This is a genomic window from Rhizobium rhizogenes NBRC 13257, assembly GCF_000696095.1.
Taxonomy (GTDB): domain Bacteria; phylum Pseudomonadota; class Alphaproteobacteria; order Rhizobiales; family Rhizobiaceae; genus Rhizobium; species Rhizobium rhizogenes.
In genome coordinates this window covers 1-1,022 of sequence record NZ_BAYX01000020.1, presented here as the reverse complement: position 1 = coordinate 1,022, position 1,022 = coordinate 1, and the positions used below count along the sequence as shown (strand labels likewise).

2 protein-coding genes are annotated in these 1,022 nt (G+C 52.4%); one reads left to right on the top strand and one right to left on the bottom strand.

Annotated elements, in window-relative coordinates:
- On the bottom strand, positions 1–420 hold a 420-nt coding region (locus RRH01S_RS28680; RefSeq protein ID WP_080705497.1), incomplete at its 3' end, for a helix-turn-helix domain-containing protein.
- Positions 421–533: 113 nt separating this feature from the next.
- Between RRH01S_RS28680 and RRH01S_RS33730 the strand changes: the two genes are divergently transcribed.
- On the top strand, positions 534–797 hold the full coding sequence (locus RRH01S_RS33730; RefSeq protein ID WP_042476239.1) for a helix-turn-helix domain-containing protein: 264 nt from the start codon (positions 534–536) through the stop codon (positions 795–797).
- Positions 798–1,022 lie beyond the last annotated feature (225 nt).

Here is a 1,022-nt window from a genome sequence, read left to right as displayed (position 1 = left end):
CAGCCGCGGCGGAAGCCGCAGGATCTCTTCGACGAAGCGCCGACCTTCGCTTGTTGCCAGGTAAGCGATACGCTCGTCGATCTCAGGTAAGCCGCCATTCACCAGTTCTGATCCAGCTTGGGGTAGACCATCGTAGAAGCGGGAGATCGGAACGTTCAGGCAGTTGGCGATCTCGTAGAGCACCGAGGCGCTCATGCGGTTCTTGCCGCTCTCGTATTTCTGGATCTGCTGATAGCTCAAGTCCACCTTATGGCCGAGCTCAGTCTGCGACAGGTTGGAATGGATCCGGATGATCCGAAGTTGCTGGCCGACATGGCGGTCGATCGGGTGGATCGAGGGGGTGTCTGGAGCAGCACCCCTACCCCGAATGGATTGCCGCTGCGAGTTTGCGGTCAACGTTTTCAACACTCGATCATGCATTAATGGCATCCTCGCGTTGCTCATCGCCGGATAGGCCTATGCTCTGTGCAAGATTACTTTCATAGTTTTATAATACGTGGTTTCGTACACTGTCAAATGTTGTGTTTCCGCCAATGGATGCACGGCAGCGAGTTGCACTAAATCTGAGACGTTTGCGGGTTCTGAGAGGGATATCACAGGACGACCTTGCGCTGGCGGCCGATATAGAGCGTTCCTATGCAGGCTATCTGGAGCGTGGTGGAAAAAATCCCACCGTGACGACCCTCGAGAAACTGGCGACCGCTTTGTCTTGCGACATTTCAGAGTTTTTCGCTCCTCTACCAGACGGAACCACCGCAATTAAGCCACTTAAGAGCGGACGAAAACCTCCGAATTGAAGCAACAATACGCTTGACAGGATGTGAACCTCCGACCCTGCCATTCAGTTGAATAGACGAGCTTTCCGGCGAAAGCGACAATGGCGATCTTGAAGGGTATAGCACCCGCAGCCTCCTAAGAGGCAGTAAAATATTATTGGATTCTTCAATTATAACAATTACTTAATGTGCGCGAAAGCGATATTGGTAATTATGGAACTTCGCGTTCGCCGATTTGCCGACAAC

What these genes read in the sequence shown, in the direction of transcription:
- RRH01S_RS33730 (WP_042476239.1), top strand. Translation starts at nt 534, where the DNA reads ATGGATGCACGGCAGCGAGTTGCACTAAATCTGAGACGTTTGCGGGTT.